The organism is Cloacibacterium caeni, assembly GCF_907163105.1.
GTDB classification, from domain to species: Bacteria; Bacteroidota; Bacteroidia; order Flavobacteriales; family Weeksellaceae; genus Cloacibacterium; species Cloacibacterium caeni_A.
Genome location: NZ_OU015321.1, coordinates 328848 through 340421, shown reverse-complemented (window position 1 = coordinate 340421; position 11574 = coordinate 328848). Strand labels below are relative to the sequence as shown.

The window sequence follows — 11574 nt, the reverse complement described above, 5'->3', positions numbered from 1 at the left end:
AGATATCATGGGAATAAGGTTAGAATCCATAAGAATAAAAGGTTTTAGAGGGTTTAGAAATATAGAGATGGATTTTGAAAATACTTCTGTTCTTGTGGGCGCCAACAATTCAGGAAAAACCACTATTTTAAAGGCTCTGCAAATAGCTTTGACAAATACACATTTTATTTCTAATGATGATTTTTTTTATTGTGATGATTACATCGATGACACAATTATTATTGACGTTTTGTTTAAACCCATTGATGCGGAAGAAAAAGCAATAAGCGAATTTGACGATAATTGGAGTGATGTTTTCAAAACTGAACGCATAGGAATTGATTCTGAAGGAAATCAAATAATGGCGTTTAGAACAATTATTAAAGAAAATAACAAAACCTTTCGAAAAAAGCAATATTATATAGATCAGTGGGAATCATTTATTGACGGAGAGACAAATTGGTATGACTATCATTACGAAAGTGAATTAAGCTTTTACTTCGATGAAATTCCATTTGTTTACATCGAAGCAAATAGAGACATCTTGGATGATATCAAGTCTAAATCTTCATATTTAGGTAGAATTTTATCGTCTTTAGAATTTACAGCTGAGGCAAAGCAAACAATTGAAAAATTAATTTCTGAACTTAACACTGCGACAATTGATAGTTCTGCTGTATTAACTGATTTACAAAAAACCCTGATGGAATTGGATACAGCAATGGATAATCCTCGAAACAATGTTCAGCTTACACCTTTTACCAAAAAAATTAGAGATTTAAATAAGGGAATTAGAATTAATTACTCTGAATTTTCAATGGATTATCACGGAATGGGGACTCGTAGTTGGTCATCAATGCTTGTTCTAAAATCATTTCTAAATCTAAATCAAAAATTTCATGTAGAAAATGAAAAATGCTATTTTCCGATAATCGCAATTGAAGAACCCGAATCTCATTTGCATCCTAATGCACAAAAGAAACTTTATCGGCAAATTAATGATATAGTTGGACAAAAGATTATTTCTACTCACTCTAACTATATAGCTTCCAATGCCAAACTCAACCAAATAAGGTCTTTGTCCAAAATAAATGATCTTATCAAGATTGGAAAAGTTCATGTTGAAAAACTTAGTAAGGAAGAACTTAGGCAAATTAATAGACAAGTTATTAATACAAGAGGAGAATTATTTTTCTCAAAAGTTGTTGTTTTATTTGAAGGCGAGACCGAAGAACAATCTTTGCCACTTTTAGTTTCAAAACATTTTGGGTACGACTATGTTGAACTAGGTGTCAATTTTATAGGAGTTGGCGGTGCTGGAAATTATCTACCTTTTATAAGATTTTGCGAAGCATTTAATATAGAATACTTAATATTTAGTGATAATGAACCAGATATCAATACTAAAGTTTTGAAGCAAATATCACAATCTAAGTCTAAAGACAGTTCGAAAGTAGTCTTTGTATCAACTGGTAATGATTTTGAAAAAGAATTGTGTGAAAAAGGATATCTCGATGAAGTGAAATTAGCATATCACAAAATAGAATTGGAAAAATGCAATACCGATCAGCACAAAGATGCTAAGAAAATAGAATTGGGAAAAATATCAAATACTGACTATTACGAAATAATTACTAAAATGAAGACAGAATGCGCTCCCGAAATTGCTATCGCGATTCTATCAAGCTCAAAACCGCTGCCTGATAAAATTATTGAATTATTTGAAAAGGTCAAAAATATCTTAAATCCGACTACACATGCATAAAATTAATCTATCTCCCAAGCAATCCCAAATTGTAAATTTAGGAAGTGGCTCTTATTTAATTGAAGCAAGTGCTGGAAGTGGAAAAACAAGAGTACTTACCGAAAGAGTGAAAAAACTATTGGAAGACAATTCGTCTAAGATTCTTGCAATTACTTTTACAAATAAAGCCAGTGAAGAACTTAAGGAGCGTCTGGAATTTGAAAAATTGAAAAATAAGAATGTATTTATTGGAACTTTTCATTCTTTTTGTCAATCCATTTTGGAATCAAGATTTAAGTTATTAGGGTTTCAAAAAATGCCTCACGTTTTTGAAGATGAAAGTGACAGGATTGAAATTGTGGAAGATGTAATAAAATCCATACCTTATTTTACAGAACTTTATAAAAAAAAGGATGCTAAACAAAGAAATTCCTACAAAGCAAAAATTTTAGAATTTATTTCGCAAGTAAAGAGAGATCTAGTAGATCCAGAGGAATTATTAACTGAAGACGCGGAAGAGGAGCAATTTTTACTTTTGTTTAATGAATATCAAGATAATTTAAGGTCTAACAATGCTATTGATTTTGATGACTTGATTCTCTTGGTTTATAAATTATTTGAAAACAATCCTGCAGTACAAAGTTTATATTCAAAGTCTTTTAATTATATTTTTATAGATGAAGGACAAGACCTAAATAAAGCGCAATATTTCCTGATTAAATCTCTATGTGGAACTTTGATTAAAAATGTAATGATTGTTGGCGACCCAAATCAATCAATATATGGCTTCAATGGATCCTCTACTGAATATATGGAGAAATGTTTTCCAAATGATTTTGATGCAAAAAAAATAGTTTTAGAAGAAAATTTTCGCAGTTCCAGAGAAGTAATTAAGGCATCAAACAAACTGATGAATCTAAATGTAGAGCCTGTTAATTACGTAATTGAAGGAAGGTTTGAAATCCATGGAAAAAGTTCCGAGGTTGACGAAGCTAATTTTGTTGTAAAAAAAATTAATGAAATGATACAGGAAAAAACACATCCTGATATAGAAGGAGAAATTGATTATAACAAAATATCAATCTTGGGTAGGAATCGGTTTGTATTCAAATATATCGAAGAAATATTTGTCAAAAATAATATACCCCATTATTTTAAATCTGGAAATATAGGAGTAAAGTTTGAGACAGATTTTATGAAACTTCTTGACAATTATTTTAGAATCAAAATAAATCCTGATGATAAAATTCGCACCAGAAGATTATATAATATTTTGAAAATTTCGGACCTTAATGAATATAGCATAAACCAATTATCAAAGTACAGTTACTTCCCATTCATTAAGAGGGTTGTTGATGATTTAACAGTAGATAATTTTAGATTATCAATTAAGTCACTTGAGGATTTTATCAGAGAAGATATGCAATTTGGAGAGGAAGATAAGGTTCAAATTTCAAATGAGATTGAAGGTTTCTCGAATCTATGGAAGTTATATTCCAAAAGTAATCTTAAACCAACCTTAACTGGGTTTAAAAATTCAATTTCACTTGGCATTGTTGCAAAAAATCTAAAAGAAGAAGGAGTATGTATTAGTACAGTCCACACAATGAAGGGGCAAGAAAGCGATATTGTATTTCTAATAGGATTAGATGACGGAACTTTTCCTTATTACCTTGCAATTGAAAAGGGAGGTGAAGAATTACATCAAGAAAAGAATAATTTATACGTAGCGTTTACAAGGGCTAAAAGATTCCTTTATGTCACTTATCCTATGAGTAGAATGATGCCTTGGGGAGATAGAAAGTCAAGGAAGAAGTCACGCTTTTTGGTTAACTTTTCTAATTAATAATTATGCTGGCTTCCAAATCACTACCTAAACCACAAAATTGGCAAGATTTTGAAACGCTCTGTAAAAAATTATGGGGAGAAATTTGGGATTGTCCAGAAATAAAGAAAAATGGAAGACAAGGACAATCCCAAAATGGGGTTGATGTTTACGGGATGCCTAAAAACGATAATGGATATTACGGTATTCAATGCAAAGGAAAAGATGAATATGTACATAAATCCTTTACCGAGAAAGAGATTGAAAAAGAAATTGAGAAAGCAATAGATTTTGAACCGAAACTTAAAAAATTATACTTTACAACAACTGCTAATAAAGACGCTAAGATTGAGGCTTTTGTCCGTAAAGAAAATTTGAAAAGTATTGAAAAAGGTTTATTTGAGATTCATTTGTTTTGTTGGGAGGATATCGTAGATTTAATTTTTGAAAATCAACGAACGCATGATTATTATGTAAATAGCATCAGTTTTAAAAACAACCATTCTGCTGAAATCAGTATTATTGAAACTACATTCTTCCCTAAATTTAAAAAGGAGAAAATTACCAAGGTTGGTAAAATTCAAAAACCATATAACCCTCGTGGAAACAATGTCTTGGATCTCTTAGGTCCATCTTTCGGAGATAATAGAGTGAAGACTAATTACAGTCTTAATAAAATTCAAATTAAGCTAAAAAACACAGGTATAAAAGATATTACAAACTTTAGAATAATCTTAAAGTTTGACGGCGATGTTGAAGATATCTCAAAAGACAATGTGAAAATTAGCGCCAAGAGAATTGTGTCTTCTTCACTAATTAATATTCAAAAAGAGGAAAATGCAGTGGAGATAATTCCTGCTAAAAATATTGTTGTGGGAGATGAAGAATTTTTTTTCGAGGAATTTTATTTCAAGACTCCTCCACACGAAACCTACATTAAAATAAATTGGAAGTTTTTGTCTAGTAATTATAAGAATGAAGGTGAGTTTCTTATTAATGTATTTCCCGAAATAATCAAAAAAGAATCAACTTCTGAAACAATGTACTACGATGAAATTGGCAGGGTAATCGAAAAGGAGATTGAAGATTATTGGGAATGAAAAATAGCTGAATTTTAAATAATGTTTAGTTAATAAATTTGGAAATTTATCATTATTTCTTATCAAAAAAATGAAAAATGGCAGTTAAAAGACCAACATTGTCAGGTGAAATCTTAGAAGGCTTAAGCAAAGTGCTTGGTGACACAAGCAACGGATTAAGTAATAACGAAATAACAAAATATTTAAAAGAGGTTGATTTGCCTAATGTTTTTCCCGAAGGAACAAAATGGAAGAGAATTTACAATGCATTTGTTACTTATCAGAATAATAAGAATATCTCGAATAATATATTAAGATTTATTAATAAAAGTTTACATCCAGCAAGATTTGTGGGTCGTAATCAACAATACGAAGACACTAGAATTGAGTTAAATAAAAGATTATGCTTTGCTGGATTAGAATTAAGTGAGTCTGGTAAGTTTAGAGAGATTGAATCAATTTTTACAATTACTGATGCAGAGTATAGAGCAAGCCGTTTTAGAAAAAAGTTGGAGCAAAGAGAGACTCATTATAGAATTTATGAATTTTGCAACGCAGAATTACTAAATGAAAATTATTTTCATAGTGTTTTTGAAGCAGTAAAAAGCGTTTTTGAAGTTATTAGGATGAAGTCAGGCTTATCTGTTGATGGGAATCAATTAATTGAACAGGCATTTTCTATTAACAATCCCTTAATTCAAATAAATTCTTTATCCAACGAAACCGAAATAAGCGAACATAGGGGCTTTGTTAACCTATTGAAAGGAGTAACAGGAATGTTTAGAAATACAACTGCACATGTACCTAAGATAACTTGGCAAATGTCAGAAATTGATGCACTCGATATTTTGACAACTTTATCACTCATACATCGGAAGCTTGATTAGAAAATATACGCGTAGGTTATATTCGCATTTTATTATCATCTAAATTTTATGTTTTGTCACAAATATTTACAAAATTTGTGACAAATTTGAACTTATAAAAGCTCAAAAACTAATTAATAATAGGCAATATGGAGGATTTTTAAATTACGCACCTAAAAATAATTTTCGCAAAAAGAAAAATAATCTTCCAGAAATATGTTCAATGAATTCCTCTGTTCATTATCATTGAACAATACTTTTTATTGAACAGAGCATTTAAAATAATCTGTTTATTTAGCCTTTGGTTTTGATTTTTTAAGATGATTAATATTAAATTCGTTTTTTCAAGAACCCAAACCCTTAACTTTATCACATAATCTCCATCAATGAAAATTCAAATTATCAGCGATTTACATCAAGAATTCGGTATTTCAGAATTGTGTTTTGATAATGCTGATTTGGTGATTTTTGCAGGAGATACCAACCTCGGCACAAAAGGAATTGAGTGGATTAAGACAAAAATCAAAAAATATTCCTGTGATTTATATTCTTGGAAATCATGAGTATTATAAAGGCTCATATCCGAAAACGCTCAATAAAATTAAGTCTGCCGCAGAAAATACCAATATTCGTGTTTTAGAGGATTCCTTTTTAGACATTGAAGACATTAGATTTCATGGCTGTACTTTATGGACGGATTTTGCACTTTTTGGAAATTCAGTAGAAGCAGGAATGTACTGTCAACCGAAAATGAACGATTACAAAATGATCAAGAGAGATCCTTCCTATTCTAAAATGAGAACTGTGGATACGTTTAAGATTCATCAATTTTCAAAACATTGGCTGAATGAAAGTTTAGAAAATTCAACAAAAGAGAAAAATATTGTGGTGACGCATCATGCGCCAAGTTTGCTTTCAGTTCCCGATAATTTTAAGAATGATCTATTAACTTCAGCATATGCTTCCAATCTTGATGATTTCATAACAAAACATCAACCTGATTTTTGGATTCATGGGCACATTCATGCACCTAGTCGTTATTCAATTGGTAAAACAGAAGTAATATGCAATCCACATGGATATCTTGATGATCCCGACAATGGTTACGATAGAGAACTTATTATTGAAACATAATCTGTAAATTTTTCAATAGATAATCGGAGATCTTTCGATTACCTATTGAAATTATGACACCTTCGAAGTGAACATAACTTCAACTTCATTAAAGCTTCCTGAACCTGAAAAAAACTCGGCTATGAACCGAGTTTTTTATCATTTTCCTTTTGAACCTCATTTTTTTTCTCTAAAACAAGTTTCAAACTCCCCATATCTTGGCTCACTTTAGAATCCAATATTTTTGCATAATGCTGTGTAGTCTTAATGCTTTTATGTCCAAGCATTTTACTTACACTTTCCATTGAAACATTATTTCCTAAAGTTACAGTCGTGGCAAAAGTATGTCTTGCGCAGTGAAACGTAAGTTTCTTATTGATACCACAATTTTCTGCAATAGTTTTCAGATATTCATTTACTTTTTGATTGGTATAAACTGGGAGCAGTTTTCCAGAATTGGAAGATACTGGATGATTTTCGTATTTCTTGATGATTTCTTCAGCAACAGGAAGCAAGGGAATATTTGATGTACTTCCTGTCTTCTGTCGGTTCGTAATAATCCACAGATTTCCATCAATTCCTTTTGATAGTTGGTCTTTTGTAAGATTAAAAATATCGATGTAAGCCAAACCTGTATAGCAACTGAAAACAAACATATCACGTACGAGTTCCAAACCTTTTCCCGAAAATTCTTTTTCGCGAATTGATGAAAGTTCTTCATCGGTGAGGAAATTCACGTTCACTTCATTAAATCTCCCTTTGTAGAAAATAACCAAATCCTTTTCTATCCAATTGTTATGATAACAAATTTTTAAAATCTTACTCAAGTTTTTGGTATGCTTGACAGCAGAATTATTGTTGATATTAGCTTTTGTTCGTAGAAAGAAATCAAAATCATTGAGAAAAGACGGTTCCAATTTCTGAATGTTGATGTCTGTTTTTTTGTGAAATGTCCACAAAAACTCTTTCAAATGTGATAAACAAGTTCTGAAATTTTTGAGTGTCGCAATCGCGTACTCTTTGCCAACAAGTTTTTCCATTTTGGAATTGTGTTCCTCAAAAATTGTGATCAAGAATCTTTCCGCTGTTTTTGTTCCTGTGAGCAAATTTTTAACATCCGTAGCGTCGAAAGGGTCGCCTAAAAAAACGAGTCTATTTTCAATTTCGAGGACTTTTGCTTGCAGAATATCAAAATGCTTGTTTATAACGCGCACCTCCTCAGAATTGCCCTTTAAACGACTTTGAGCTGAACTCCATTTGCTACCTTCAACAAATTTTCCCGTTGAAAACTCTGCACGTTGTCCATCTACGGTAATCCGCATATAAATCGGGATTTTGGAACTAGATTTCGCTTTAGACTTTCTGGCATAAAATAATACCGAAACTTTTGCATTCATATTGATGACTTTAGGGGTTAAAATTACCTTTTGGTGACCTATCAGACAAGATGTTCAATTGCTCTACACCTTTATTGATAGGCTTTTACAAAGAATTCGGTTACCTATAAAGTTCAAGAAATGGCAGGTCACCGAGAAGGTCACCTAATTTTTGAGAATATTTGTATTATTTTGAAATTCTCAAAAAACAAAAAAGCCCTTAAATACTAGGATTTAAGGGCTTTTGTAAGAAATTGTTGTTGTTTCTAGTGGTTTCTCCAGGAATCGAACCAGGGACACACGGATTTTCAATCCGTTGCTCTACCAACTGAGCTAAGAAACCATTTTTGTTTCATCACTGTGTTAAAGTGGTGCAAAAGTAAGCACTTTATCCATATGACGCAAGTCTTTTCAAAAGAATTTTACATTTTTTTTTGAACTTACTGATTTTCAAGTTCATTTTTTTTAACTTTCTTTTAATTGTTCACTCATTTCTTCTAAAACGGGCTTAATGGTACTTTCTGGAAGGTCACTTATTCTGATATACATGAGTCCATCTATCGCATCATTGAAATTAGGGTCTACATTAAACGCGATAACCTTAGCATTTTGCTTGATGTATTTTTTAATTAAAACCGGCATTCTCATCTCTGGCTCTAAATCATCGATAAGTTTATCAAAATTGTTCAAATCATTATCTAAACCTTCGAAAAAGAGGTGTTTTTCCTTTACCTTAAGTTTTACCTTAAAATCGTTTTTAGGATGCACGTATTGCGCCACCACAGAATCATAGTAATGCGAACGCATAAACTCAATCATCAAAGATTTAGAAAAATCTGAGAATTTATTACTGATGCTCACTCCACCCATTAAGAATTTATGTTCAGGATTTTTGAGGCAAACATGCACAATTCCTCTCCATAATAAGAACAGTGGCAATGGTTTTTGCTGGTATTCCAAATTTACATAAGCACGACCCATTTCTATCACTTTTCTAAAGAAAGGTTGAATTTCTTGGTCAAATTCAAATAATGAGCTCGTATAAAAGCCGCTAATTCCATATTTTTTCATGACTTGACAACCTAATGCCATTCTATACGCTCCAGCGATTTTTTGAGCATTATTATCCCAAAGAATAAGATGATGGTAATGCTTATCATACTCATCTAAATCAAAAGGCAGGTTGGATCCCTCTCCTATTGCTCGGAAGGTTAATTCACGCTGTCTTCCGATTTCTCTCATCATCGAAGGAATTTCGTCATATTCAGTGAAATACACTTCGTAATTAGAGTTGGAGAATAAGAGTTTATCTTTCTTTTTAAGATTTTCTATATCTTTTAAAATGTCTTCATGAGGTGTTTCGTCTATGATATTCTGAATCACTTCTTGTCCAGATTTCAGCGGAAATTTAATCGGCAAATTAGACAGTTTAAAAAGCTCCGCAATGGATTTTCTCCTTTCATAGTAAGATTTCATCATGTAGACTTTCTTTCTCAAGAAATCGCCTAATTCTTTTACCGATTCATGTTCTTCTTGAATTTTTGGCGAAACAGGCTTTCCTATTCTGATTCTAATAGGCTTGTCTCTTTTCTTCATCATTTCAGAAGGAAGCAAGAGCGTTTGCAAATCTGCATGAATTTTGGCAATGCTATAAAACTTGCTCGAATTCTTGGCATGGAAATACATCGGAACCACTGGAACCTTTGCTTTTTTTATCAACTTAAGTGCTGGAATTTCCCATTCTTTATCCAGAACCTCATCAAAAACATTATTGCGATTCGACACTTCTCCCGCAGGAAAAATCCCGATACAACCGCCTTCCTGAAGGTGCTTCAAGGTCTCGCGCATTCCAGAAATACTGCTGTATGCTTCTTTTCTGGTTTCAAAAGGATTCACAGGAATCACATAATCTTTCATAGGCTCTATTTTCTGCAAAAGAAAATTGCCCATGATTTTAAAATCAGGTCTAATTTCTGTAAGGATTTTACACATCAGAATCCCATCAATCGCTCCTAGAGGATGATTGGCTACCAAAATGAAAGGCCCTGTTTTAGGGATTTTAGCCAAATCTTCTTCGAAGGCTACGTATTGGATTTCTAATTTTTTGAGAAAAGCATCAAAAAAAGCTACTCCATCATGGTGTTTTATGCTGTCATACAATCTATTGACATCATTCAATTTGGTAAGTCCCATAATGGTAGAAGCAATCGGACTTTTAATAAATCCGAATTTCTGCAATCCTGCTGCTTTGATAAAATCTTGTTTAGAAATGAGGCTCATGGTTGGTTATTGCGTAACGATTTGTACTGTGTTTTTTGAAATTTGTTCTAAAAGGATTTTTTTGTCAGCGTAGAAAGTAGAAAGTTCATCCATATTGGCATTTCTTACGGTATATAGCGAAACATTTTTCACAACATCCGTACTGAATTGTTGAGTCAACGTTTGATTTACCTCATCAATTTTACCAAATTTATCTTCCAGACAAAGCGCCAAAGAAATCGCAGAGTTTTGCATCATAGAAACTTTGATTTTATGCTTTGCTAAAAGATTAAAAATCTGGCTGATGTGGTCTTCGGCAATGAAAGAAAAGTCTCTCGTAGAAATGTTCATTAACACTTGATTTTCTTTCAGGATATAACTTTCTTCGCTTTGGTTGACATCAGAATTTCCTACTTTAGTTCCCGGTTTTTCTGGCTCTACAAAAGATTTCACATAAAAAGGAATGTGCTTTTGTTTCAGCGGTTGTAAGGTTTTCGGGTGAATAACAGAAGCTCCATAATATGCCATCTCGATAGCTTCTTCGTAAGAAATATTAGAAAGCAAGGTTACGTTTTCAAATTTTCTAGGGTCACCTGTCATCACACCTGGAACATCTTTCCAAATGGTCATGGCTTCAGCATTTAAACAATACGCAAAAATGGCCGCAGAGTAATCTGAACCTTCTCTTCCCAAAGTTACAGTAAAATTATTGGCTTCCGAACCGATAAAACCTTGTGTAACATACGATTGATTCTGGTCTAGACCGCTGATATTTTTCTCAGTTTCTTGCCAGTTCACTACGCCTTCTCTGTACGTGTCATCCGTTTTGATGTAATCTCTAGCATCTAGCCAAGCATTGCTAAAATTGATATCATTAAGATACTCACTGAGAATTTTAGACGAAATCATTTCACCACAACTCACCACTTGATCATACACAAAATTGTAATTTGGCGATTTATTTCTTCTCAAAAAAGCTTCTAAATCATCAAAAAACAAAGCTACTTCACCAAAAATTTTATGATTTTCGGCAAAAAGACCTTTGGTAATTTCTAAATGAGATTGTTTTATTTTTTCTACCTCATTTTGGTAATCTTCCTTCTTAAAATAGTATTCTACTACTTTTTCTAATGCATTGGTAGTTTTTCCCATGGCAGAAACTACTAATAGGCATTTTTCAAAACCTTGCGAATTTAAAACTTTCGCTACATTCTTTACACTCTCTGCATCTTTCACTGATGCTCCTCCGAATTTAAAAATTTTCATCTTCTTTTATCTAAAATCAATTCAAACCTTCAAATTTATTAAATTATTTCCATATGAATCAATTGAA

The 11574-nt window shown here is 32.1% G+C and carries 9 protein-coding genes and 1 tRNA gene; 6 read left to right on the top strand and 4 right to left on the bottom strand.

All coding sequences use genetic code 11. The features are described 5' to 3' along the window. Positions 1-7: 7 nt before the first annotated feature. From KKQ76_RS01550 to KKQ76_RS01525, 6 genes are all read left to right on the top strand, one after another. Positions 8-1744, top strand: coding sequence for an ATP-dependent nuclease (locus KKQ76_RS01550; RefSeq protein ID WP_213195530.1), 1737 nt, complete (start codon positions 8-10; stop codon positions 1742-1744). Further along, positions 1737-3569 carry an ATP-dependent helicase gene (locus KKQ76_RS01545; RefSeq protein ID WP_213195529.1) on the top strand — a complete coding sequence of 611 codons (1833 nt, stop codon included), beginning with the start codon at positions 1737-1739 and terminating at the stop codon, positions 3567-3569. Before KKQ76_RS01550 ends, KKQ76_RS01545 begins: the two co-directional genes overlap by 8 nt. Positions 3570-3574: 5 nt before the next feature. Next, entirely contained in the window at positions 3575-4648 is a 1074-nt protein-coding gene (locus KKQ76_RS01540) for a hypothetical protein (RefSeq protein ID WP_213195528.1), read from the top strand. A 77-nt stretch (positions 4649-4725) separates the two neighbouring features. After that, positions 4726-5514, top strand: a complete 789-nt coding sequence (locus KKQ76_RS01535) for a TIGR02391 family protein (protein ID WP_213195527.1) — start codon at positions 4726-4728, stop codon at positions 5512-5514. 365 nt (positions 5515-5879) lie between these two features. After that, positions 5880-6056, top strand: a complete 177-nt coding sequence (locus KKQ76_RS01530) for a hypothetical protein (protein WP_213195526.1) — start codon at positions 5880-5882, stop codon at positions 6054-6056. Next, complete coding sequence (locus KKQ76_RS01525) at positions 6031-6627, top strand: metallophosphoesterase (protein ID WP_213195525.1); 597 nt, start codon at positions 6031-6033, stop codon at positions 6625-6627. The genes KKQ76_RS01530 and KKQ76_RS01525 overlap by 26 nt, the downstream gene beginning before the upstream one ends. A 119-nt stretch (positions 6628-6746) precedes the next feature. On the opposite strand, the gene KKQ76_RS01520 is transcribed toward KKQ76_RS01525, so the two are convergent. The 4 genes from KKQ76_RS01520 to KKQ76_RS01505 form a co-directional block, all read right to left on the bottom strand. Next, complete coding sequence (locus KKQ76_RS01520; RefSeq protein ID WP_099513135.1) at positions 6747-8003, bottom strand: site-specific integrase; 1257 nt, start codon at positions 8001-8003, stop codon at positions 6747-6749. Between the two features lie 249 nt (positions 8004-8252). Then, a tRNA-Phe gene (locus KKQ76_RS01515) sits at positions 8253-8325 on the bottom strand. A 122-nt stretch (positions 8326-8447) separates the two neighbouring features. Continuing rightward, positions 8448-10262: a lysophospholipid acyltransferase family protein gene (locus tag KKQ76_RS01510; RefSeq protein ID WP_213195524.1), complete on the bottom strand. Its 1815-nt coding sequence runs from the start codon at positions 10260-10262 to the stop codon at positions 8448-8450. A gap of 6 nt (positions 10263-10268) precedes the next feature. Continuing rightward, complete coding sequence (locus KKQ76_RS01505; RefSeq protein WP_213195523.1) at positions 10269-11507, bottom strand: aspartate kinase; 1239 nt, start codon at positions 11505-11507, stop codon at positions 10269-10271. Positions 11508-11574 lie beyond the last annotated feature (67 nt).

Coding starts and splice junctions, on each gene's coding strand:
- KKQ76_RS01550 (WP_213195530.1), top strand. CDS start 8: ATGGGAATAAGGTTAGAATCCATAAGAATAAAAGGTTTTAGAGGGTTT.
- KKQ76_RS01545 (WP_213195529.1), top strand. CDS start 1,737: ATGCATAAAATTAATCTATCTCCCAAGCAATCCCAAATTGTAAATTTA.
- KKQ76_RS01540 (WP_213195528.1), top strand. CDS start 3,575: ATGCTGGCTTCCAAATCACTACCTAAACCACAAAATTGGCAAGATTTT.
- KKQ76_RS01535 (WP_213195527.1), top strand. CDS start 4,726: ATGGCAGTTAAAAGACCAACATTGTCAGGTGAAATCTTAGAAGGCTTA.
- KKQ76_RS01530 (WP_213195526.1), top strand. CDS start 5,880: ATGAAAATTCAAATTATCAGCGATTTACATCAAGAATTCGGTATTTCA.
- KKQ76_RS01520 (WP_099513135.1), bottom strand. CDS start 8,003: ATGAATGCAAAAGTTTCGGTATTATTTTATGCCAGAAAGTCTAAAGCG.
- KKQ76_RS01510 (WP_213195524.1), bottom strand. CDS start 10,262: ATGAGCCTCATTTCTAAACAAGATTTTATCAAAGCAGCAGGATTGCAG.
- KKQ76_RS01505 (WP_213195523.1), bottom strand. CDS start 11,507: ATGAAAATTTTTAAATTCGGAGGAGCATCAGTGAAAGATGCAGAGAGT.